Here is a 21,888-nt window from a genome sequence, read left to right as displayed (position 1 = left end):
GCCCCACGCGTTCAGAAAATGACGACAGAAACCTTCAATTTCTACCCGGTTTCGCGTGGGCGCGGTTTGCAGCGTGCCGCACGCGCGCTCGTTCTGGGTGGCGCGCTGCTTTGGGGCGCGCCGGCCCTTGCGGGGGAAGCGGTTGATCAGACAGCCGGGGGGCGCCTTCGGCGTCCACGGCGGACCCGATGGCGCGAATGGAGGCGCTGACAAGGGCGCACACGGCTTTGGAGCGCGGACACCATGCGGCCGCGCTGAGTTTGCTGACACCCCTTGCCGAACAGGGACTCGCGGACGCGCAGTCGGCGTTGGCGGGACTCTACGATCGCGGACTTGGGGTGCCGCAGAATTACGCGGCAGCCGCAGCGTGGTACCGCAAGGCCGCGGATCAGGGCGATGCGGCCGCCCAGAATGGCCTTGCGAGGCTGCTGGCGGGGGGATTCGGCGTACCGCAGGATCAGGTTGCGGCCCTTGCCTATTTCCGCAAGGCCGCCGAGCAGGGCGCGGCCGAGCATCAGTTCGATCTCGCGACCGCCTACGACAATGGCATCGGGGTGGACAAGGATCCGCGCGAAGCCGCCAAATGGTATGAGCGTGCCGCTAGTCAGGGCCTGGCCGAGGCGCAGGCGAGCCTCGGCGTGCTCTACTATACCGGGGCCGGAGTGCCGCGGGACCTTGGCAAGGCGCTGGAGCTGTATCGGGCCGCTGCCCAGCAGGGATCGGCGCGGGCTCAGAACAACTTGGGCCGGATGTACACCAAGGGCGAAGGCGTCGCGCAGGATTATGCATCGGCCGTCGACTGGTTCAGGAAGGCCGCGGAACAGGGCCTGCCGCAAGCGATCCGCAATCTCGGCGTGATGTATGACAACGGCTTTGGCATTCGGCAGGACGACGCGGCAGCCATTGAACTCTATCGCCTCGCGGGCCGAAAGGTCACTGTTCAACTCGATGATGTGCTTGCGGAAATCGGGCTGGTCTACGACCATCGCCTGGCGCCGCCGCTGTCGACGGGCGATCCCGCAGCGGAATTGGCCGCGACACGGGCCGCCGCCTCTCACGGCGATCCCGTCAGTCAGTTCATGCTGGCGCATGTGCTCGCCCAAGGGCTCACCGGCGCGCCGGACCTGCGCCAGGCCGGTGATTGGTATCGCAAGTCCGCGGAGAGCGGGCTCGTGTCCGCGATGACCAACCTCGGCCTGCTCTACCTGACCGGACGCGGGGTGCCGCAGGATTTTGTGCTGGGCTACATGTGGATCAACGTTGCGGCCGCCAGCGGCCAGCAAGACGCTGTGCGGGTTCGTGATGCGATCGGCCCGCGCATGACGTCACAGCAGATCAATGAGGCCCAGAAACTGGCAAGCGCGCGGTGGCGGAGCGCGCGTGAATCCGGCGTCCTTAATCAGGAACAATAGCGGAACAAGGCAAGCGCCCGGCTCAGCCCGATCCGGACCGGGAAGGCGTGGCCGCAGAGGTTCGTTAAATTCATATTTTATAGAGTTTTCAAGAGCCCGGCCTGGCGATCAGTATCCTGTGATTTGCGGCAGACAGGCCTCTCAAAGCGACAATTGCCATTGGCATGCCAAGCATCATTGTTTAATGTGCATCCCGTAACGTAATTTCCGAGTGGGACAAGTGCGCATGCACGGTCCCGCCGATCGACCCAGGGCCTCGCGATGAGGGGACGGGTGACTGTGTTTTGGAGAATGGGGACGATGACTCGATATTTGAATGGACAACGCATTGCAGTCGGTTTGACCGCATGCCTGTTGATGGGCTTTGCGAGCTCCGGCATGGCGCAGGGATTTAGCGCGAAAGGTAATTTTTCTGGCGCAACGGTGGCATTCGGCGCGCCGGCCGGTTTCACAAACTACCAGCTCACGGTCACCGGACCGAACGGCTTCAATGCAACGGTCTTCTCCAAGAAGGGCGCTCCCACGATCAATCTTCGCAAACTCGGTGTCGTGGATGATGGCGTCTACAATTACCAGTTGACGGCCGCCAGCACCGAACGCGCGCCCGTGCGGACGCCCATCGACAACGGTCGCGGCGCGCAGGAAAATACGGAAACCCTGGTGGGGGCGTCCAGCAGCGGCACCTTCATCGTCAAAGGCGGTGCGATCGTTCAGCCCACGGCTGAGACCGAAAATTGAGACCTGGGCTCAGGTGGAGAATTAGATCATGACAAATTTCAAGACATTCCGGACGTCGAAGATTGCCGCACTCTGTCTCGGAGCGACGCTGATTGCCGGTGGCGCCAAGGCGGACATCGTTCACAATGATGACGTGATCATCACCTTCAGCCTCTGCGTCGGCATGGACTGCGTCAACGGAGAAAACTTTGGTTTCGACACGATCAGACTGAAGGAAAACAACACCCGCATCAAATTTGATGACACCAGTAATTCGGGTAGCTTCCCGTTCAACGACTGGCAGCTGACCGCCAACGACAGCGGCAACGGCGGCGCCAACAAGTTCTCCATCGACGACATCACAAACGGCAAGACGCCGTTCACCATTGAGGCGAACGCGCCGACCAACGCGCTCTTTGTCGATGACGGTGGCCGGGTGGGCCTCGGCACTGGGGCACCAGTTGTGGAGTTGCACGTCGTGGACGGTGACTCGCCAACGATCCGGCTGCAACAGGACGGCAGTTCGGGCTTCACGCCGCAAACCTGGGATATCGCCGGCAACGAGGCGAATTTCTTCGTCCGCGACGTGACCAACGGCAGCAGGCTGTCCTTCAAGATCAAGCCGGGTGCGCCGGAGAACAGCCTGTTCGTCGCCGCCGATGGCGATATCGGCCTCGGCACCGGCAGCCCGGATTCGAAGCTGCACGTCAATGGTGGCGCAGCCCACATCCAGTCCTCGACCGGCGTTGCGAGCCTGCTCGTCGAAGAAACGAATACCGATGCGACATTCCGGACCATGTTCTCGATGACCAATGCCGGTACCGGCGGCATTGCCTACCGGATGACCACCAATGGCCTGTCCATCGACACCAACAATATCGGCGGCCAGTATCGCATCAACCTGGTGGATGGTGACAATCAGGAGCTGACTCTGGACACCGACGGCAACCTGACGATCGATGGCGGCCTCGTCACAGGCACGGCCGGTAGCTGTAACGCAGGAACGCCTTGCGATCTGGTCTTCGACCAGGAAGCCTATACGGTCCCCTCCATCGAGGACCACGCGCGCGAAATGTGGGCCAAGAAGCATCTTCCGGCTGTCGGCCCGACGCGGGCCGGCGAGCCGCTCAATGTGACCGTCAAGCTGACACGGATGCTCAACGAGCTGGAAAAGGCGCATATCTACATCGAGCAGCTGCACAAGCGGAATACCGCAATGAACGAACGCATCGGCGAGCTTTATGCGCGGCTTGATGCGATTGCGGAGACGAAGTGACCTGGTAGCGGCTCACTGACGGGAGGAATGGCTGGGGCGCGGGCATGATGTTACCCGCCGGCGCCCCGACGCGAAACCGGTGACTTGCGCAGGTCACCATGACGTCTGTGTCGTCGGACGTCTTTCGGTGTCATCCATGTGCTGTTGGTGGCATGGCGCATCACTTACCGTGCAGAATGGAAATATTCATCCGAAAAATCTGCCGGCGAGTAGCGAATATATTGACAAATATCACAGAGATTTTTGTGACATTGAATTATCAATGCTGGTGAGGTGGATATTTACTTCCCGTGCGCGGTCGCAATCGGACCCGCATGATTGATTGTGCATCGGGCACGTCCGGCGTTCCTCCTTGGGAACGATGGTTTCAGTGAGCACCCGGTGAGAAGTGGCCTTCCGCGGGACGGCCAGCCGCTTTCGAAAATGGGCCGGACGTTTCCCGGCTGTGCGGCGGCAGGACGTTTTTTGCCCCGCGCGATGTCCTGCCTGACGCCGCGGGGTCGCGCGCGCATCGGGCCGCTGCGCTCTCACGCGGTTTGAGCCGTGCGTCACCGCGTCGTTGCGACGCCTCAAACCGGCCGCCCCTTGCGCGGTGACAACAATCGGCGATGGCCCCAATGGGCGCGGTCCGGTTCACCGGACGTTGTCTTGCTGTCCGCGCCAAGGTCGCGCCGCGCGTCGTATGAAACATTTATTGTCGAGGAGAAGCATTATGAAACGCGTCTCAGCATGTTTGGCGGCAATTCTGGCTGCGGGGCTTGGCGCCGCGGTCAGTCCACAAGTCGTCTCGGCCCAGGGACTGGAGGCAACGATCAAGTTCACCGATACCGCGGTGATTGTCGAGACCAAGGGTCCCTACACCAACATGATGCTGTCCATTTCCGGACCCAATGAATTCTACACGGACCAGTTCTCCGGGCGCGAGCCGCCGGCCATCGATCTTCGCAAGATCGATGAGTACGACGACGGCGTCTATCGCTACCGGGTCACGGCGGCCTCGCGGCAGGTCGCGCCGATCCGGACCGCGCTGGACAACGGCCGTGGCGACATCGCCAAGGAACGCCTCGTGGGTGTTTCCACGAGCGGCGCGTTCATCGTCAAGGACGGCGTCATCGTGAAACACGAGGATATTCCAGAGGAAAAATAGGGCCTGGACTCTGACCGGAAGGAATTTTGATATGAGTGATTTCAAACACTTCGGGAAGGCCGGCGCCACTATCGTCAGCATCGGCACCCTGTTCGCAGCCAGCCAGGCGCTGGCGGATTTCGTCATCCTCGACGATCTCATCGTCGATGGCAGCGCCTGCATCGGTTTTGACTGCGTCAACGGCGAAAGCTTCGGTTTCGACACGATCCGGCTGAAGGAAAACAACCTGCGCATCAAGTTTGACGACACGAGCACCGCAGCGAGCTTCCCCAGGAATGACTGGCAGATCACCATCAACGACAGCGCCAACGGCGGCACGTCAAAATTCTCCATCGACGACATTAGCGGCGGCCGCACGCCGTTCACGATCGAGGCGAACGCGCGCTCGCACTCGCTTTACGTCGATGATGGCGGCCGCATCGGCAACCGCACCTCCACGCCATCGACGGAGCTGCATATCGTTGACGGCGACACCGCCACCGTGCGTCTTCAGCAGGACGGGACTGCCGGCTTCGCGCCACAGACCTGGGACGTGGCGGGCAACGAGACGAACTTTTTCGTCCGCGATGTCAGCAACGGCAGCACGCTGCCGCTGCGCATTCGTCCCGGCGCGCCGAGCAGTTCCATCTTCATCGATGTGGATGGCGACGTCGGCATTGGCTCGTCGTCTCCCGATGCTGCTCTGAATGTCGAGCGGAGCGACGGCACCGCGAAACTTCTTGTCGGCGATCTGGGCACTGGCTCCGACTTCCTGACGATGCTTGAGCTGAACAACGCCGGAACCGGCGGCATCGCATACCGGATGACGACAAACGGCCTGTCGATCGACACCAACAACATCTCCGGCGAGTACCGCATCAACATCGTCGACGGCGACAACCAGGAACTCGCCCTCGATGCCGACGGGAACCTGACGATTGATGGCGAGATCACAACATCGGGAAGCTGCAGCGGTGGCTGCGACCGTGTCTTTGACGCCGGCTATGCGTTGCCGACGATCGAACAGCAAGCGGCCGCGATGTGGGCCAACCGGCACCTGCCAAACGTCGGTCCGACGCCGGAGGACGCTCCGTTCAACATTAGCCGAAAGGTCGGCGGCATCCTGAATGAGCTGGAAAAGGCGCATATCTATATCGCGCAGCTCCATGCTCGCATCGAAAGATTGGAGACACGATTCGACGCCAGTGACGATCACTGAACCGTCATCGGCGTTCTTTTTGATGCCTCCCCGCCACGTGCCTCCGGCTTGGGTTGGAGATTGTTCGTGTCCCGTGGCGTGGCTGACGGTCGACGGCCGCGCTCTGCGGCGGGCCGGTCAGCGCGCCATGGCAGGCAAGCTGGTGAGGGGATCATCGCGCATGCTTGTCTGGACAAGATGCCGGCCACTCCGGTGCGCCGCTTGATCCCGCCATTCGACCGAGTTCGTGCTGTGCGGCCTGGCGCGCTCCCGGGCGGGAAAGGTCATGTGGGCTGGAGCGTGGGTTCCCGCGCCATTGTTCGCAGCCGGCGTCGGACTGGGCGTCCGATGAAGAGCGAGACGCCGGCCCTGTCGCCCGGCGCGGGCCGGCGCGGTCCTCACGCACGTGAAGCCGGCAGCGCCCTCGACTGGCCGAGAACACCTTGGATGCCGGCCGCCTTGATGCCTTCGTTGCATGGCGGGCCTTCCGACAGGAGATCGCATCCTGCTTCGGTGTCCATCACACCGGCGGCGAGGCGCGCGGCGGCATCGGTTCCTGAATGGACTGTTACAACCGGCGGCGCCCACACGCGGGCCTCGCCGGCAGGCGCCTGACGAGGATCATGCTGCGGCAAACATGACAGAGCCGTTGGCGGCATGGAAACGGAACCGATCCACCGCGGCCGAGCCGCCAGACTGAATAACCGAGCGGAGCCCCTCAGACGGCGGCCGCCCGGCCATTTCCCTTGGCGTCGCCGCTGTTCAGAGCACGCGCGATGCGCGCGACGAGTTCGTCCGGCGAAAATGGCTTCACGAGATAGTCCGCCGCGCCAAGCGACAGGCCTTCCACGACGTCGTTCTCCATCCTGCGCGCGGTGAGCATGAACACCGGTATCGTCGCCCAGCGATCGTCCGCCTTCAGTTCACGCAGGACCTGAAACCCGTCGAGGTGCGGCATCATGCCATCGAGGATCAGCAGGTCCGGGATGAAGGTCGCAACCTGATCCAGGGTCGACTGGCCGTCGTAGACGCTTACAACGTCGTACCCCTTCTGGCGCAACTTGTGCTCGAGCAACGAGACAAGCAACATATCGTCATCGGCGATCAGAATTTTCTCTTGTGCGCTCACAACGCCACTCCAATTCCATCTTCCGTCCGGAACACCCTCGCTCTTAGGCGACAAACAATGACGTTCCACACTCCAGCAACAGGCAACGCCGTTGCCATCTTTCCCCCTGAATCATCGATCTACCATCACTACATAAACTCGGAATCGTTAAATTATGGTTGTTTTCGAATTTTTACTATGTTTCATATACAGCATTGGCACTTTAAACATTACAACAATACACAAATACGTAGTTTAGACCGACACTCAACAGCAACGGCACAGGACATCATTCGTACCGAATACCTTTCATGCGGAATGACAACCCGGGGCGCATCAATGGGCGCTGTGTGGCTCGACGGGCTCCCCGCGCCGACACCTGCATCGCAGCCCGCGCCGGACCTTAAGAAACTCCGGACTTTATTATAACAACTTTCAAGTATTTTTATTACAATACACGTAGTATTGCAGATTAATTTTCGGCAAATCGCCCCTTTTGAAAGTGCGATAAGCATATTGTTAATATGAAATCGCATACGATGCTTACAACAAGACAATCAAGCGGCGGCGGGCGCGGTCGCCTCAACCACGGGCCGCCAGCCGCACCCGCTCCCGCCACAACAGGGAAACGTCATGACCGGCTCGCAGACGTCGACTGCCCTTGAGGATCCACTGCGCAAGCTCGCGCTCGCCTTCAGGCAGCAGGCGATCGCGGACGCCAGGACGCTGCGCGCGCTCGGCGCAACGGCTCATCACGAACAAAACGACGAAGCCCGCGGCGCCGCCCTGAGCGCCATCCAGACCCTCGCCCACAGACTGGCCGGGCGCGGCGGCACATTCGGGTTCCCCGAGATAAGCACCATCGCCTCCGAACTCGAGGTGAGCATCGACGCCGTGCTTCCCCGCCATTCCGGACTCCCCGCCGGCGCATCCACCGTCGCGAGAGCGTCCGCCCTCCCGAAGACTGCTCCCGGCGTATCCGAGCGGATTCAGGCGCTTGTGGAACACCTGTGCGCGACGATCGAGACCCTGAAGGTTTGAGCGCCTCGGATGATCTCGCCGGAGCACTCTCTCTGAGATATCCGCATGTTTTTGACACTCTGAAACCGCAACTGGAGAATATGTTCACAAAGTTTGAATATAATTTCCATACAGGCATGTAATATATGGACATATAGTTACGCATAAACATCAATATATGCGCTATTTTCTTCCGACTAACGACGATCCGACCATGGAATACATCGTGGTCGAAACGTTCCGGGAGGGGTGCCATATACGACCCGAGACAGTCGCACCGCACCGTCGGCGGCACGCGAACCATGCCCACCCTGAGATGCTGGAACCATGTCCTTTCGATTGAAGACCATTTTGGGAATTGCCGCCATTGAAGGCGTGCTCCTGCTGAGCCTGGTCTTGGGCAGCATCGACATTTTACGCAGTTCGAACGAGGAGTCGCTGCAGCAGCGCGCCCAGACGCTTGCCCGTGCGTTCGCCGTGATCTCGGGCAATGCGGTGGTGTTCAGAAAACACTCTCTGATGCAGACGGCCCTCGACGAAGTGGCCACCGAGAAGGGTGTGATCTATGCGCGGCTCAAGGACGTCGATGGCAATATCCTGATCGCGATCGACTTGCGTGACGTGCCCGGCCAGGCCTTTGTGGCCGACCGCACGGTCCGGACACGGGACGACGACATCTTTGAAACCTCCGCGCCGATTGTCGAGAACGGCCTGACGGTGGGCCGGGCGGAACTTGGCGTGAGCACCGCCTTCATCAACACGATGATTTCGTCCTCGGTCATGGAATTCATGATCATCGCGGGGATCGGCATTTTCGTGACAATCGTCTTCGCCTATGTCTTCGGCAGCCACCTGACGCGCCAATTGCAGACCCTGCGCGCAACCAGCAGCAGAATCGCCGATGGCGGCTCGGGAGAACAGGTTCCCGTCAGCGGCGATGCCGAAATCGCCGACACCATCCGCGCGTTCAACGGGATGTCGGCGCGGCTGAAGAGCTACTATGACGAGGTCAAGTTCAGCGAACGGCGCATGCGATCGATCTTCGACAATGTGGCGCTCGCGGTCACCACCTTCGAGGCGGATGGAACCATCCTGGAGTTCAACGCCCCGGCGGAATGGATCTTCGGCCACGCGGCGGAGGATGTGATCGGCAACAATATCTGCATTCTGATGGACACGCCGAGCCGACTGCCGTTCACGGCCCTCATGGAGGACTGCAGGTCCCGTCCCGCCGATGAGCGGCTGGAATTCCAGCTCAACATCGATGCGGTGCGCAAGGACGGACGATTGTTCCCCATCGAACTGATCATAAGCCGTTACGTCTTCGACGGCGCCGACAGCTATACAATGCTGATGCGCGACGTCTCGGCGGAAAAGACGCTGATGCAGAAATCGCTTCAGGCGCAGAGCGTGTTCGAGAACATCGGTGATGCCATCGTCATCACGGATTCCGAGAACAAGGTGGTGCAGGTGAACCCCGCCTACACTCGGATCACCGGTTTCGGGGCCCATGACGTGATCGGACAGACGCGGCGGATCAGCCGCACCGAGAGCCTCGACCACGATTTTTTCGCCACCATCTGGGAAAGCCTGACCGAAAACGGCATCTGGTCAGGCGAGGTCTGGGACGCGCGCAAGAACGGCGAGATCTTCCCCGCGTGGATGACCACCACGGAACTGACCAGCGACACCGGCGAGGTCACCAACTACATCAGCACGTTCCGCGACATCACCGAATCCAAGAAGGTGGAACGGATCAAGCAAGAGTTCGTCTCCACAGTCAGCCACGAATTGCGCACGCCTGTCACGTCGATCAAGGGGTCTCTGGGCATCCTGCAAAGCGGCGCCTTCGGCCCGTTGCCGGAAAAGGCCGCAAAGATGCTGACGCTTGCGGCGAACAATTGCGACCGGCTGATCCTATTGATCAACGACATTCTCGACATGGCGAAAATCGAATCCGGCACCGTCGGGTTCAAGATGAAGCCGGTCAACCTCAACGCCTTCCTCGACGAGGCGATTGCCTCCTGCCAACACTATGGGGAGGATCGCGACATCCGTATCAAGCGCACCGGCGCCGCGCTGTCGGCCTTGCTGCTCGCCGACAAGGGACGGCTCGTCCAGGTGATGGCCAACCTGATGTCGAACGCGGTGAAGTTCTCGCCTGACGGCGGAACGGTGCGCGTCAGCACCAAACGCCTTGATGGCGCGATCCGCATCTCGGTGTCCGACGATGGTCCCGGCATTCCGCCCGCGTTTCACAGCCAGTTGTTCGAAAAATTCACTCAGAGCGACGCGTCCGACGGCCGATCGCGCGGTGGCACGGGTTTGGGGCTCAGCATCGCCAAGGCGATCGTCGACATGCACGGCGGCTCCATCCACTTCGTGACGCAAGAAGGCAAGGGAACCACATTCAACGTCGATCTGACGGAAACGAAAGACCACATCCAGTCCCCCAAGAAGACCGGAAACGGGCCTCGTGACCCCCAGCAACATGACCCGCAGCCAAACCGGATCGCGAGAGGAAGCACAGATGCCGCAACTCAGGAAGATTGTCTACGCGGACGACGAGCCGGATATTCGTGAGGTCGTTTCCATCATCCTCTCGGCAATCGGCAACTACGATGTGGTGTCCTATGCATCGGGCGCCGAAGCGCTCGAAAAGGCCGCGCACGAATCCCCTGATCTGATCCTGCTCGATGTGATGATGCCGGGCCTGACGGGTCCCGAAACCCTTGCCGAGCTCCGTCTCCGCCCGGAAACAATGAACATTCCCGCGATCTTCATCACCGCCAAGGCCCAGGCCCATGAGATCGCCTGGCTGATGGACACCGGCGCCGTCGGCGTGGTGACCAAGCCCTTTGATCCCGCGACGCTGACACAGCGGATCGAGGAGATCTGGGCGGCGCATTCCAGGCAGCTCCTCGCCTGACCCGCGCCTGCCCGCCGCCTGACGGACCTCAACGAAAAGAGCCCGCTCCGGTTTCCCGGGCGGGCCCTTGGCCGCTTCGGATATCCGGAGCGGCCATTTTGTATTGAACGCAGTCCTTGAAGACTGCCTGCTGACAGACGTCAGGCGGCGGCGACCCGCTCAAGGAAGCTGTCGACGGTCAGGCGCAGCTTGCCGCTCTGTTCGTTGACCTCGCCGGAGGCAACCAGAACCTGATTGGCCGACTCCATCGTCTCGCTGACCGCGCCGGTGACATGGTTCATGTTCGCGACCACCGACTGTGTACCGGCCGCGGCTTCCTGGACGTTGCGCGAGATCTCCGTGGTGGCGGCCCCCTGCTCGGTGACGGCCGCCGAAATAGACGACGTGTACTCGTTGACCTTGTCCATCGTCTCGGTGATCAGGCGGATAGCTTCCACAGCCTCTTCAGTCGACGCCTGGATTGCAGCAACCTGCGACCCGATTTCTTCGGTCGCCTTGGAAGTCTGCGTCGCCAGTTCCTTCACTTCGGAAGCAACAACCGCGAAGCCTTTGCCGGCCTCACCGGCACGTGCCGCCTCGATCGTAGCGTTGAGAGCCAGCAGGTTGGTCTGTTCAGCAATCGCCTGAATCAGGCTGACCACGTCGCCGATCTTGGAGGCTGCTGTGGCGAGGCCGCCAATCTTGGAGTCCGTAGCGGCAGCATTCGCGGTCGCCTGGCCAACGATGTCAGTGGTCGTGGTGACCTGACGGGAAATTTCCTCGATCGAGGCCGCCAGTTCTTCCGCGGCCGCGGCCACGGTCTGCACGTTGCTGGAAGCTTCCTCGGAGGCCGACTTGGCGCCGGCAGCCTGCCCGGACGTCTCATTGGCAATGCCGGTCAGGGTGCGCGCGGTTTCCTGCATGTTGTCGGCATTGGCGCCGACGGCGTCCAGCAGTTCGCGAATTTCCGTGCGGAAGGTGCCGATCAGGCTGTCGACGGTCTGCTGGCGCTTCTGACGGGCTGCCTGCTCGATTTCACTCTCCGATGCAAGACGGGAGCGTTCGATCGCGTTGTCGCGGAAGACGGCGACGGCGCCCATCATGTCGCTGAGTTCGTCGTTGCGCTTGCCGCTGTCGAGTTCAAGCCCGGTGTCACCATCGGCAAGCCGCTTCATCGCATCGGTCAGGCCACGGATCGGTGACGTCACGGAGCGCCCGACAAGGATGTTGAAGGCCACCAGGAAGACGCCGCCAAGAACCATCGTTACGACGAAGATGATGATCGATTCCTGGCGAAGGCTCGAAAAGAACTCCGTGTAGTCGCGGACGAAGGCGACAGAACCGATCGGCTCTTCGGATTTTCCAAAGAAGACCGGTGCGGCAGCGACCTGAAGGTCCGTCGCGCCCGAGAAAATAATTGTTTTCTCTACGAGTGCCGCCTTGGCGAACTTCATGGCGTGTTCGGCCTGCGCCTCGATGACAGCCAACTGCGAGATCACCGCACCGTCGTTGTCAAGCGCAATGAAGTAGGCGCCTTCAAAATTCACGTCATCTCGCAGGCTGGCGAACAGTGCGTCGATTGCGTCGGCTTTCTTGAAGCGCACACCGCCCGAAATCTGGCCGGCGGCGAGGCTAATCACCTGTCGCTGCGCGATTTCGATATCGTGGGCCGCATGTTTATTCGACGACCAGAAGGCGAGGCCGGAGGCCACGAGGAAACCAGCGAACAAGCACAGGAAGGCATAGCCCGTGATCTTGAAGCGTATCGACGTACGCCTTGGGCTGCTGCCATTCCCCTTTGCATCGTTCTTAAGTGCTTTCGGCATCTTCATGACCTCCGCCCTCCCTTTGTTCAGTTCAAGAGTTCGACGTTGACACCAACGGTGATTGCACCGATCGGCTCGCCGGAATCCGGATCCGTAACGGTCATGCTCACCTGGCTCTGATAGGCTTGGGTCGATTCATCCTGCTCGACGTCACCCAGATGGATCGCGCCGGCGCCCATGGGGAACGATTTCTGCCATTTGGCTTCATCGCCCTGCCAGTAGTCGGAGGTCACGTCACTCTGGGCGACGTTCAGGCCCTTGGCGTCGGTGACAAAGATCTCGGAAAACAGCCCGCCGCTGGCCTCGCGCTTGCCGGCGAGGAATACGGACGCGGGCTTGGCCAGCGTGGCGCTGATCAGCGGCTGATCGGACGCGCCAACCTCGGCGCGCCACTGCTTGTCGAGCGCGTCGATCTTTGCCTGGTCATAGCCGGAGGTTTCCGCATTCTGGGCCTTCACCGCGGCAACAACTTCGGCCGACTGGGCAATTGCGGCGATGTCGCCGTTCGCCAGTTCGGTCAGCTGCGGTGCAAATTCATTGGCGCTGGCCGAACAGACGGCCAGTCCCATTGCCGCTGCGGCGAGCGGCATCATCAAAAGTCGGAAGTTCATCGTGCGTCTCCACTCTAGGGATATCGTTCTATTGCTTTTATTCGCCGGATCATGCCGACGCGGAATTAACCTCAAGTAAATAACGAAAGTCCGCTTTGTATTTTTTTCGAACACGCCTATGGACAACTACGCATTGAGGCAATTCATAAGATACCATACAAACAACGATCTCGAATAAAATCGATTATCATGCCAATATTTTTAAGTTTTTAATGTCGCAACAACCAAGCCTGATACCGCTCGAAAATATACCTAGAGTCATCGACTGTTTTTTACAAATCTAATTAAATTGGATACAATCCCACTCTTTGTTTCTCGCACCAAATAATCTGTATTTCCAACGCAATATCAAAATATAAAGCTGCCAACTTCCTTCTTTTTCATGTAGCCACACATTTAAATGGTTGTTTAAATTTCCCTTTTTTAAGTTCTGCTCTCTCCACAACGTTCAATCCCGGCTCCTGGTATACCAAATACCTGTCCGCTCGGAGGACAGTCACGGTGCAACGCAAACAAAACCCTGCCGAGTGCCCTGGCGCTGTCATGTCGTCCGCCACACGGCGCGCGATGAACACGCCGGGGGTCTCGTGCATGATCGTGTGCCTCCACAATGATCTGAGAAGAGCGACGCGGCGTGGTCCGGATCACCCGTGACCAAATCGCGTTACACCACGCGCGACGCCGTCTGACGCGCGGGATCAACGCACATATCCTTGAGGATGGTCGATATACGTTATTCTACAAGTTTTCCGACGAATTGGATTCACAAAATGTGAATATATATTGCTTATATACTGAAAACTCGCGGGATCTGTCACCATACATTGAGACTCTCTTGCCCCACAACGCAAACGCTCCGCAAACATTTAGCTGGACCGACAGATGGCTCGACTATGAGTCATTGAATTTCGACATCCCGCAACTGCGATATCTACTAAGTATATTTCCAGAGTCCGTCGCTCTCTTCGATTCAGACATGCGCTACATGGCCGCGAGCAATCAGTGGCTGTCGGACCACGGGCTGGAACACCAGGATTATGTTGGCGTCTCGCACTACGAGTTGTCTCCCGAGATCCCCGAACACGGGAAGGCGCTGCATCGGCGCGCGCTCGATGGCGAGGCGATCGTCAGCTACGATGACGATGTTGATCAGACGGAGGCGACACGAACCTGGCTGAAACGGGAGATCATGCCCTTGCGCGACGCCGGCGGCACCGTCCGCGGGCTGGCGATCTTTGCGAAGAACATCAGCCCCGACATCGAGCCTCAGATCCGGTTCATCGAGCAGGCGCGGGTCCTCGACGAGACCATCAGGCGCCGCACGGCCGAACTGGAACGCAGCGAAAGACGCTTCCGTTCGGCCTTCGAGAACTTCCCCATCGGGCTCGTGATCTACTCCAGTGAAGGCACGATCGAAACCTTCAACGCCGGTGCGGAGGCCATATTCGGCTGGAACGCGGCCGACGCGGTGGGCCGCAACGTATCCACCCTGCTCGCCGACGGGCTGCCCGGTGACCGCGATGCCGAACTGAAGCATCTGTTCCAGACGGCCGATCCGAAGGTCGCCGGCAGGCCCATCGACGCCATCGGACTGCGCAAGAACGGCGATGCCTTCCCGGTGCAGATGAGGGTCGGTGCAATCGACACAGGGGAGGACGGATCGTATCTGGGCGCGCTGACCGACGCCACCGAGATCAAGGCCTTGCAGGAGCAATTGCTGCGCGCCCAGAAAATGGATGCCATGGGCCTTTTGACCGGCGGCATCGCGCATGACTTCAACAACATTCTCGGCATCATCATGGGCAACCTCGAGATCCTCCGCCTGGAGATCGACGAGAACAGCCCGGCCGTGAAGCTCATCGACAGCGCGCTGGCGGGCACGACGCGCGGCGCTGAGATCACGCGCAAGCTGATGGTGTTCTCGCAGGGTGAAAATCCGGTCTCCGGCCTGCACCATCTCAATGACATCATTCGCGGTTTCGACGAGTTGTTGCAACGTTCGCTCACCGCGTCGATCGACGTGGAGCTCGCTCTGACCGATCCGCTGTGGCCTGTGGAAATCGACCCGGGCGGCTTCGAGGAGACCATTCTCAACCTTGCGCTGAACGCCCGAGACGCAATGCCTGAAGGCGGGTCGCTGATCATCGAGACCGCCAACAAGTGGCTGGACGAGGCTTGCGCCTCGCACAATTCGCAAAGCCAGGCTGGCGAGTTCGTCATGATTTCCGTCAGCGACACCGGCTGCGGCATGTCCGAGCACGTGAAGGCGAAGGGGTTTGAGCCGTTTTTCACGACCAAGCCCCGCGGCACGAGCACCGGTCTCGGGCTGGCGATGGTCTATGGCTTCGTCAAGCGCTCGGGCGGGCACATGAAGATCTATTCCGAGATCGGCGAGGGAACCACGATCCGCCTGTTCCTCCCCCGCGCCCGCCTGGGCGAGGTCACGGAGACGCCGGCGGAGGATACGCACGCCCCACTCCCGCGCGGCCACGAAACAATCCTGGTTGTCGATGACGAGCCGGGCCTGATCGCCATCGCCGCAGCCGTTCTTGAGCGTCTGGGTTACACGGTCCGGCACGCCAGCGATGGATCACAGGCCCTGCGGCTGCTCAGGCAGCACGACGACATCGACCTGCTGTTCAGCGACGTGGTGATGCCGGGCGGCATCGACGGTTACAAGCTGACCACGCTCGCCCGGGATATCCATCCCGGGCTGAGGGCGCTGCTCACCAGCGGCTTCACCCCCAAGCATGAAGAACACTCCCAGAGCAGCCGCGGCGAGTGGACTCGGCTGAAGGCCAACCTGCTTGGCAAGCCGTACAATCAGGCGGAACTGGCGGTCGCCATCCGCGCGGCGCTGGACGCCGGGGAAGACCCAGCCTTGGGCTGATGAATGGGCCGGACCTGGCGTTCACGCGCCGGCGCTCCGGCCCGCGGCCTCTACGCTCCGGCCGGCAAGACCGCCTCGATCGCGGCAATCTGCTGCGCATGGCCGATCACCATCTCGCCGATGTTCTGTAACCGGCGGTCTTCCAGCATGTCCTCGCCCGGATGCGCCGCGCCCCATTCGTTCAGCACCGCGTCACGACGGCGCAGGAGGCTCTCCAGCTGCGGCTTGTAGAGCACGACCATGGCGTTGAGCCACTGGCTCACCGCCCAGTTGGGATGCGCCAGGCGAATGGCGAAATGGTCGATCAGGTCGATGACGTCGGCGGCGCGATAGAGCGTCTCGTTGGTGACCCAGCGGTTGGTGGTGAAGATCCGCAAGGGGCGGCCGTGGCTGTCGACGCTGATTGCTCCGATATGAGCGAAGCGCGCGCGCTCATCCTGCGGCACGACGGCGCCGGGCAGGTCCCAAGGCTCAAGGCCCGGCGCGATTTCCGCCGGACGCACGAAGAGATGGAAGTGCCCATTCTCGCCCTCGGTCATCTCTTCGGCCGCATGGGCATGATAGAAATACTGGCTGTGCGTCTCGGCATCGACGATGTCGCCCTTCGGGTAGCGCTCCCAGGTGACGAAGTCGCCCTGCCCGCGCAGAACCTCCGAGACGACGCTCATGCCGGATTTGGCGAGTGCCTGCTCGCATTCGAGCACCGTCGCCGCCGCGTCGTGCATCGCCTCCAGCCGCTCCGGCGAAAGCCGCGCTAGATCGGGGCCTGCGGCGTCGGCCGCCCTTGTCTTCACGGCAGCGGCTTCGGCAGACATGGCATCGATCCTCCTTCGGACATGGCTTGCGGACGCTTTCCCAAAGCAAAACGGGGCCGGCCGGTGGCCAGCCCCGCATGGCGTATCGGCGTTCCGCTCAGAGCGGCGGCATGCCGAGCTGTTCGCGCACCGCCGCCTCGCGGCTCGTTTTCAGACCCACCGTGCGGCCTTCCTGGATGGCGATGTCCTTCGGAATGCCCGTGGAGGCGCGGTAGAGCGCCCAAAGCGCGCCGACGCGGTTGGACGACTCGCAGTGGACCAGGATCGGATAGTTGTTCGGATCGGCAGCGATCTTGGCAAACTCCGCCACCTGATCGTTGCTCGGCGCCTTGGTCGGCACGGCGATGTTGATGTAGCTCATGCCGGCCTTCTCAACCAGCGGGCCTTCCGCCTTTGCGCCTTCTTCCTCGGTGTTCAGGTTGACGATCGTCTTGAATCCGAGCCCCGCCAGCATTTCGATGCCGGTCGGCTCGATCACGCCGCCGGTGCCGATATAGGGCGTGGCGCGCAGGTAGTTGCTGACGATGTTGGGCATCTCGTTTCCGTAGACGGCCTGCTTGTACTTGGTCGTCGTATCGTAGAGATCCTTCGGCAGCGCGGCCGGGACTTCGGCTGCGGGCGCCGCGGCCGGGGCGGCGGCGGCCGGAGCGCACGGATTGACCGGCGCGGCTGCCGCGGGGCGCAGGGATTGGTGGCCTGGGCGCTGACGGCGGCGGGAACGGCGGCGCCAACGGCGATCGCGGTAACGGGAACCAGGGCCGCCTTCAGCAAGCTCTTGCGGGTGGATTTCTTCATGAGACGTATCCTGCCTGTGTGCTGGGAGTGGGGTTGTTCTTGGCGCCGGCGGCGTCGCCGGGCACGCAGACGTCCTCGGCCGTGAACGGGCCGCCGCGGGCGCGTTCCAGTCTGCTGCCGAGACGGAATCCGAGGATCGCGATGACGATCAGCCCGGCCAGGATCTGCCATTCCGGCAGACCGAGAAGATCGGGCAGGCGCTGGGCATCCGGCCCTTTCGCGGCGAAGTAGAAGCCGGTCATCGGCTCGAAGCCATAGGCGAAGACCGCCGTTCCGCCGACCATGCCGGCCACGAAGACCAGCGCATCGATGCGCCCGGAAGCGAGGCCGACGATGGAGGTGCCGGGGCAGTAGCCGCCAAGCGCAAAACCCGCGCCGATCAGCATCCCGCCCGCGGCGATCGCCCAGAAGAACAGCGTCGGCACGAAAACGGCGTTACCGGCAATGACGCCGCCCACGCGCAACAGATAGAGACCAACGGCCGCCACGAGGACCGCGGTGAACATCACCTTGAAGACGGCGAAGTCCTTGAGCGAGAACTGACCCGTCAGCTTGCGGGCGCTGCCAAAGCCGGCCGCTTCCAGCACGTATCCGAACAGGACGCCCGCCAGCAGGCCGCTGGCGACGCCGCCGTCATAGAACGGAATGCTCATTGCCAGACCCTCCGCGCAAGCATGCTGACGAGGAAGCCGGCGATGAAGAAGCCGGCCAGGAAGACGAAGCCGGCGACCGCCAGCGTCGCGCCGCCGGACAGGCCAAGGCCGCTGGTGCAGCCGCGCGCCAGCCGTGCGCCGAAGCCGACGAGCGCGCCGCCGGCAAACGCGTAGGCGAGCCGCTGGCCGCGAGACACATTCGGCCCCTTCTCGATCTGCACGCTGGAACGTCCGGCGCTGCGGGCGCCGAGATAGGCGCCGATCAGCACGCCGATCACTTCCCAGGTGATCCAGCTGGCAAGCACCGCGCCGGCCTTGACGAAGGGACCGAAGTAGGCGTTCGCGAGCGTCGCTTCCGGTGCCAGCCAGGCGCTGATCTGCGCCGCGAGCCGCGTCACGAAGCCCGAGGCCCCAAGACCATGGCCGGTGATCACGAAGGTCAAAAGTAGTGCTAGTCCAAGGGCCAGGCCCGCAGCGAGCGGCGGCCAGAACGGACGAGGACCTGCTGTCATCAGCATCCAACTCCCCATTTGAGTGCGATTTGATTTATTATATTATTATATACTAATGTTCATATTATTGCAATGGAACAAAGGTCCCCTCCCCGCATCACCCGGTCTCGCGCTCCAGGCGCGGGCAAGGCGTGGCATGGCCCCGCCTTGCCCGCAGACAGGCCGGTGCGGCGGATCGGCGCGGCGTCAGAACAGGTTCTCCACCGTGGTCAGACCCAGCACGGTCCAGTCCTGCATGCCGCCGCGATAGTAGTAAATCTTCTGAGGCGGAAAGCCCTCGCGAACCATCGCCTTGATGGCCTGCGGGCTTTGCGGACAGGCGGGGCCGTTGCAGAAGGCGACGACCTTGAGCGCGTCCGCGCAATCCCATGTCTCGCCCTCTTTCGCGCAGCCAAGCTCATCCAGCCGCTGCGCGACTTCGGTGTAGGGGATGTGCATGGAGCCGGGAATGGTGGACTTCACCCGCCATTCCACCGTGCGCATGTCGACGACGCGGAAGCTGTCGTCGGTCAACGCTTCCAGAACCTCCACCTCGCCGACAGGCACCACGCCCGGCACCGGCACGATCGGCTGCAGCACGCCGCCGATCAGCATCACGTCGTTGCGCGTCCGGGTGATCTCGACCGGCCCCTCCTCCGTCTGCACCGTGAGCGAGCGCATGTCGCCGATCATCTTGAGCCCCTCCTCCGCCAGGACCGGGGATGTGGCGCAGGCCATGCCAGCCAGCAGCGCCAGAAGCGCGACCCTCGTCATTTGTCTCATTGCGTTCCTCCATCAAATTATTACATACTAATATACGCATATGATAACAAAAGAATTGCGCCAGCGCAAAGACATTGGCGGACAATCCCGTTCAATGGGGAGCAACAAGGTCATCCGCGAATGGCGATGACCGGGGCGCGCGGGCGGAATCAGGCAGCACCGGTCCGCATCTGCGCCGGGGGGAACGCGCAACACGCAGTGCCGCGAGGCATCAGGAGACACGATCATGGCTCATATCGTTATTCTCGGCGGCGGCATCGCCGGGGTTTCTGCGGCTTATGAAATCCACGAAGCCCTGGGCAAGTCGCACAAGGTCACCGTGGTGTCCAAGGCACCCTACTTCCAGTTCACGCCCTCCAATCCCTGGGTCGCCGTCAAATGGCGCACCAAGGCGGACATCACCATTGATCTCGCCACCACCCTGCCGCGTCATGGCGTTGATTTCATCCATGCATCGGCTGAAAAGGTCATGCCGGAAGACAACAAGGTGGCTCTGTCGAGCGGCGAGCCGATCGCCTACGACTATCTTGTCATCGCCACCGGTCCCGAGCTGGCCTTCGACGAGATCGAGGGGCTGGGGCCCGAGGGCTTCACCGCTTCCGTGTGCGATGTCGAGCATGCCGCCGCGGGCGCCGAGACCTGGGAGGCCTTCTGCGCCAATCCCGGGCCGATCGTCGTCGGCGCGGTGCAGGGCGCGTCCTGCTACGGCCCGGCTTATGAATTCGCGATGATCATGGACACCGACCTGCGCAAGCGGAAGATCCGCGACAAGGTGCCGATGACCTTTGTGACCGCCGAACCCTACGTGGGTCACCTAGGCCTCGGCGGCGTCGGCGACACCAAGGGTCTTTTGGAAAGCGAAATGCGCGAGCGGCACATCCGCTGGATCACCAACGCCAAGGTCGACAAGGTCGAGGACGGCACGATGACCGTCACCGAGCACAACGAGGACGGCAGCGCCAAGAAGACGCAGGAACTGCCGTTCAACTACTCGATGATGCTGCCGGCCTTCCGCGGTATCCCGGCGGTGCGCGACATCGAGGGATTGGTCAATCCGCGCGGCTTCGTCATCGTCGACAAGCACCAGCGCAATCCGAAATATCCCAACGTCTTCGGCGCGGGCGTCTGCATCGCCATCGCGCCGCTCGAGGCGACGCCTGTTCCCGTCGGCGTGCCCAAGACCGGCTACATGATCGAAAGCATGGTGACGGCCATCGCCCAGAACCTGAAACAGATCGTCGCGGGCGAAACACCGACCAACGAGGGGTCGTGGAACGCCATCTGCCTCGCGGATTTCGGCGACGGCGGCGTGGTCTTCGTCGCCCAGCCGCAGAATCCGCCGCGCAACGTCAACTGGTCGGCCAGCGGCAAATGGGTGCATCTGGCCAAGATCGCGTTCGAAAAATACTTCCTGCGCAAGATCCGCAAGGGCACGACCGAGCCCTACTACGAGAAGATCGTCATGCAGACGCTCAACATGGGCGGCAAGTTGAAGGCAAAATAGCCCGGCACGGGACGGCGGGATCGCAACAGGCGATCCCGCATCCGTGGCGCGTCCGGGCCGGCGCTATGCCCGCACGATCACCGGAGTGCCGAGCGGCACGCGGTTGTAGAGATCGATCGCGTCCTGGTTGAGCATGCGGATGCAGCCGGACGACACTGCCTGGCCAATGCTCCACGGCTCGTTGGTGCCGTGGATCCGGTAAAGAGTGTCGCGATTGCCCTCATAGAGGTACAGCGCTCGGGCGCCCAGCGGGTTGGCCAATCCCCCGTCCATACCGCCATTGGCGTATTTCGAGAGTTCCGGCTGCCGCTCGATCATCGAGGCGGGCGGATGCCATTTCGGCCATTCCTGCTTGTCGCGAACCGTTGCGTTGCCGGACCAGGAAAACCCCTCACGACCGACGCCGATGCCGTAGCGGACCGCCGTGCCGTCGCCACGCACATGATAGAGAAAGGTGTTGCGCGGATCGACGACGACCGTTCCCGCCTGTTCCGGCGCCGGGTAGGACACCACCTGGCGATAGTAGACGGGGTCGATGCGGTTGAGCGGGACCGCGGGCACGATGATGCCGCCATCATTCTGGGCGGAATACATCGAGACGTAGTAGGGATCGATGCGAGATGCCGCCGACGCGGAGGGGCCCCTGCGCGGTGCGCCAGCGCAGCCCGCGAGCGCGAGCGAGGCGCCGCCGGCCAGAAGCGCCCGGCGGGTCATTTGCCCGCCGGGCGCCCCGTCCGTCTCATCATTCAAAAATC

General features: G+C 61.7%; 19 protein-coding genes. 10 read left to right on the top strand and 9 right to left on the bottom strand.

The genetic code is table 11. The features are described from left to right. The first annotated feature begins 197 nt into the window (after positions 1 to 197). The 5 genes from D1F64_RS07090 (at position 198) to D1F64_RS07070 (ending at position 5,750) form a co-directional block, all read left to right on the top strand. Positions 198 to 1,412 (top strand): tetratricopeptide repeat protein, encoded by a 1,215-nt coding sequence (locus tag D1F64_RS07090; protein ID WP_162901375.1) that lies wholly within the window; start codon positions 198 to 200, stop codon positions 1,410 to 1,412. A 300-nt stretch (positions 1,413 to 1,712) separates the two neighbouring features. Continuing rightward, positions 1,713 to 2,150 carry a hypothetical protein gene (locus tag D1F64_RS07085; protein ID WP_162901374.1) on the top strand — a complete coding sequence of 146 codons (438 nt, stop codon included), beginning with the start codon at positions 1,713 to 1,715 and terminating at the stop codon, positions 2,148 to 2,150. A 133-nt stretch (positions 2,151 to 2,283) separates the two neighbouring features. Further along, the gene (locus D1F64_RS07080; protein WP_162901373.1) at positions 2,284 to 3,405 is read left to right on the top strand and encodes a hypothetical protein; all 1,122 of its coding nucleotides are present in this window, start codon (positions 2,284 to 2,286) and stop codon (positions 3,403 to 3,405) included. Between the two features lie 712 nt (positions 3,406 to 4,117). After that, positions 4,118 to 4,552, top strand: coding sequence for a hypothetical protein (locus D1F64_RS07075; RefSeq protein WP_162901372.1), 435 nt, complete (start codon positions 4,118 to 4,120; stop codon positions 4,550 to 4,552). A gap of 31 nt (positions 4,553 to 4,583) precedes the next feature. After that, a complete protein-coding gene (locus D1F64_RS07070; protein WP_117411852.1) occupies positions 4,584 to 5,750 on the top strand; it encodes a hypothetical protein in 1,167 nt (388 codons plus the stop codon). A gap of 697 nt (positions 5,751 to 6,447) precedes the next feature. On the opposite strand, the gene D1F64_RS07065 is transcribed toward D1F64_RS07070, so the two are convergent. Then, a complete protein-coding gene (locus tag D1F64_RS07065) occupies positions 6,448 to 6,858 on the bottom strand; it encodes a response regulator (RefSeq protein ID WP_117411851.1) in 411 nt (136 codons plus the stop codon). Between the two features lie 612 nt (positions 6,859 to 7,470). Between D1F64_RS07065 and D1F64_RS07060 the strand changes: the two genes are divergently transcribed. The 3 genes from D1F64_RS07060 (at position 7,471) to D1F64_RS07050 (ending at position 10,786) form a co-directional block, all read left to right on the top strand. After that, complete coding sequence (locus D1F64_RS07060) at positions 7,471 to 7,878, top strand: Hpt domain-containing protein (protein ID WP_117411850.1); 408 nt, start codon at positions 7,471 to 7,473, stop codon at positions 7,876 to 7,878. A gap of 306 nt (positions 7,879 to 8,184) precedes the next feature. Beyond that, positions 8,185 to 10,440, top strand: coding sequence for a PAS domain S-box protein (locus D1F64_RS07055; RefSeq protein WP_117411849.1), 2,256 nt, complete (start codon positions 8,185 to 8,187; stop codon positions 10,438 to 10,440). Continuing rightward, positions 10,388 to 10,786 (top strand): response regulator, encoded by a 399-nt coding sequence (locus D1F64_RS07050; protein ID WP_117411848.1) that lies wholly within the window; start codon positions 10,388 to 10,390, stop codon positions 10,784 to 10,786. The genes D1F64_RS07055 and D1F64_RS07050 overlap by 53 nt, the downstream gene beginning before the upstream one ends. A gap of 140 nt (positions 10,787 to 10,926) precedes the next feature. On the opposite strand, the gene D1F64_RS07045 is transcribed toward D1F64_RS07050, so the two are convergent. Together D1F64_RS07045 and D1F64_RS07040 are read right to left on the bottom strand one after the other, a co-directional pair. Then, positions 10,927 to 12,597 carry a HAMP domain-containing methyl-accepting chemotaxis protein gene (locus D1F64_RS07045; RefSeq protein ID WP_117411847.1) on the bottom strand — a complete coding sequence of 557 codons (1,671 nt, stop codon included), beginning with the start codon at positions 12,595 to 12,597 and terminating at the stop codon, positions 10,927 to 10,929. 20 nt (positions 12,598 to 12,617) lie between these two features. Next, on the bottom strand, positions 12,618 to 13,184 hold the full coding sequence (locus D1F64_RS07040) for a hypothetical protein (protein WP_205470684.1): 567 nt from the start codon (positions 13,182 to 13,184) through the stop codon (positions 12,618 to 12,620). Between the two features lie 853 nt (positions 13,185 to 14,037). Between D1F64_RS07040 and D1F64_RS07035 the strand changes: the two genes are divergently transcribed. Continuing rightward, a complete protein-coding gene (locus tag D1F64_RS07035) occupies positions 14,038 to 16,092 on the top strand; it encodes a PAS domain S-box protein (RefSeq protein WP_162901371.1) in 2,055 nt (684 codons plus the stop codon). A 50-nt stretch (positions 16,093 to 16,142) separates the two neighbouring features. Here the strand turns inward: D1F64_RS07035 and D1F64_RS07030 are convergent, their stop codons facing one another. The 5 genes from D1F64_RS07030 to D1F64_RS07010 all read right to left on the bottom strand — a co-directional run bounded on the left by D1F64_RS07030 (position 16,143) and on the right by D1F64_RS07010 (position 19,629). Next, positions 16,143 to 16,907, bottom strand: coding sequence for a hypothetical protein (locus tag D1F64_RS07030; RefSeq protein ID WP_117411845.1), 765 nt, complete (start codon positions 16,905 to 16,907; stop codon positions 16,143 to 16,145). A gap of 97 nt (positions 16,908 to 17,004) precedes the next feature. Then, complete coding sequence (locus D1F64_RS07025; RefSeq protein WP_117411844.1) at positions 17,005 to 17,442, bottom strand: sulfur transferase domain-containing protein; 438 nt, start codon at positions 17,440 to 17,442, stop codon at positions 17,005 to 17,007. A gap of 256 nt (positions 17,443 to 17,698) precedes the next feature. After that, positions 17,699 to 18,355, bottom strand: coding sequence for a DUF6691 family protein (locus tag D1F64_RS07020; protein WP_117411843.1), 657 nt, complete (start codon positions 18,353 to 18,355; stop codon positions 17,699 to 17,701). Beyond that, on the bottom strand, positions 18,352 to 18,867 hold the full coding sequence (locus tag D1F64_RS07015) for a YeeE/YedE thiosulfate transporter family protein (protein ID WP_117414482.1): 516 nt from the start codon (positions 18,865 to 18,867) through the stop codon (positions 18,352 to 18,354). Before D1F64_RS07015 ends, D1F64_RS07020 begins: the two co-directional genes overlap by 4 nt. A 186-nt stretch (positions 18,868 to 19,053) precedes the next feature. Further along, positions 19,054 to 19,629 (bottom strand): rhodanese-like domain-containing protein, encoded by a 576-nt coding sequence (locus D1F64_RS07010; protein ID WP_205470682.1) that lies wholly within the window; start codon positions 19,627 to 19,629, stop codon positions 19,054 to 19,056. Between the two features lie 226 nt (positions 19,630 to 19,855). Here D1F64_RS07010 and D1F64_RS07005 point away from each other — a divergent pair, with 226 nt between their 5' ends. Beyond that, positions 19,856 to 21,133, top strand: a complete 1,278-nt coding sequence (locus tag D1F64_RS07005; protein ID WP_117411841.1) for an FAD-dependent oxidoreductase — start codon at positions 19,856 to 19,858, stop codon at positions 21,131 to 21,133. Between the two features lie 63 nt (positions 21,134 to 21,196). Here D1F64_RS07005 and D1F64_RS07000 read toward each other — a convergent pair whose 3' ends face one another. Beyond that, the gene (locus D1F64_RS07000) at positions 21,197 to 21,847 is read right to left on the bottom strand and encodes a L,D-transpeptidase (RefSeq protein WP_117414481.1); all 651 of its coding nucleotides are present in this window, start codon (positions 21,845 to 21,847) and stop codon (positions 21,197 to 21,199) included. Positions 21,848 to 21,888: the final 41 nt, after the last annotated feature.

It is taken from the genome of Breoghania sp. L-A4 (genome assembly GCF_003432385.1).
GTDB lineage: Bacteria > Pseudomonadota > Alphaproteobacteria > Rhizobiales > Stappiaceae > Breoghania.
Note: the sequence above shows the minus strand (reverse complement) of the source record. Positions and strands in the feature narration are given on the sequence as shown.

Bases quoted from the DNA above. Each gene is read 5' to 3' on its own strand.
- D1F64_RS07085 (WP_162901374.1), top strand. From the start codon at position 1,713: ATGACTCGATATTTGAATGGACAACGCATTGCAGTCGGTTTGACCGCA.
- D1F64_RS07045 (WP_117411847.1), bottom strand. From the start codon at position 12,597: ATGAAGATGCCGAAAGCACTTAAGAACGATGCAAAGGGGAATGGCAGC.
- D1F64_RS07075 (WP_162901372.1), top strand. From the start codon at position 4,118: ATGAAACGCGTCTCAGCATGTTTGGCGGCAATTCTGGCTGCGGGGCTT.
- D1F64_RS07025 (WP_117411844.1), bottom strand. From the start codon at position 17,442: ATGCCCAACATCGTCAGCAACTACCTGCGCGCCACGCCCTATATCGGC.
- D1F64_RS07050 (WP_117411848.1), top strand. From the start codon at position 10,388: ATGCCGCAACTCAGGAAGATTGTCTACGCGGACGACGAGCCGGATATT.
- D1F64_RS07040 (WP_205470684.1), bottom strand. From the start codon at position 13,184: ATGATGCCGCTCGCCGCAGCGGCAATGGGACTGGCCGTCTGTTCGGCC.
- D1F64_RS07070 (WP_117411852.1), top strand. From the start codon at position 4,584: ATGAGTGATTTCAAACACTTCGGGAAGGCCGGCGCCACTATCGTCAGC.
- D1F64_RS07030 (WP_117411845.1), bottom strand. From the start codon at position 16,907: ATGTCTGCCGAAGCCGCTGCCGTGAAGACAAGGGCGGCCGACGCCGCA.
- D1F64_RS07010 (WP_205470682.1), bottom strand. From the start codon at position 19,629: ATGAGACAAATGACGAGGGTCGCGCTTCTGGCGCTGCTGGCTGGCATG.
- D1F64_RS07000 (WP_117414481.1), bottom strand. From the start codon at position 21,847: ATGACCCGCCGGGCGCTTCTGGCCGGCGGCGCCTCGCTCGCGCTCGCG.
- D1F64_RS07090 (WP_162901375.1), top strand. From the start codon at position 198: ATGGAGGCGCTGACAAGGGCGCACACGGCTTTGGAGCGCGGACACCAT.
- D1F64_RS07020 (WP_117411843.1), bottom strand. From the start codon at position 18,355: ATGAGCATTCCGTTCTATGACGGCGGCGTCGCCAGCGGCCTGCTGGCG.
- D1F64_RS07060 (WP_117411850.1), top strand. From the start codon at position 7,471: ATGACCGGCTCGCAGACGTCGACTGCCCTTGAGGATCCACTGCGCAAG.
- D1F64_RS07055 (WP_117411849.1), top strand. From the start codon at position 8,185: ATGTCCTTTCGATTGAAGACCATTTTGGGAATTGCCGCCATTGAAGGC.
- D1F64_RS07015 (WP_117414482.1), bottom strand. From the start codon at position 18,867: ATGACAGCAGGTCCTCGTCCGTTCTGGCCGCCGCTCGCTGCGGGCCTG.
- D1F64_RS07005 (WP_117411841.1), top strand. From the start codon at position 19,856: ATGGCTCATATCGTTATTCTCGGCGGCGGCATCGCCGGGGTTTCTGCG.